The 238-nt window shown below is 67.2% G+C and carries 1 pseudogene; it reads left to right on the plus strand.

Annotated elements, in window-relative coordinates:
- Positions 1-115 precede the first annotated feature (115 nt).
- Positions 116-238, plus strand: a pseudogene (locus CVH10_RS27400) (heme biosynthesis protein HemY); the annotation flags it as partial.

A 238-nucleotide genomic window follows, 5' to 3' on the forward strand; every position in this document is an offset into this window, starting at 1 on the left:
TCCAGGGTCGCACCATCCGCCCCGAACTGCCGCACATCAGTGCCTCCCAGCAGGCGCTGGACGAGTTCGTCGAACGTCGCTTCGAGGCAAGCGGCAACGGCCAGCGAGGCGCGTCATGAGAAAGCTGATCCTGCTCATCGTCGTCGGCCTCGCGCTGGGGGCCCTGTTCGGCCAGCTGATGATGTCGGTGCCCGCCTACTGCCTGGTCCGCGTCGGCGACACCTCCTACCAGACCTCC

The organism is Halomonas sp. ND22Bw (genome assembly GCF_003011945.1).
GTDB classification, from domain to species: domain Bacteria; phylum Pseudomonadota; class Gammaproteobacteria; order Pseudomonadales; family Halomonadaceae; genus Halomonas; species Halomonas halophila.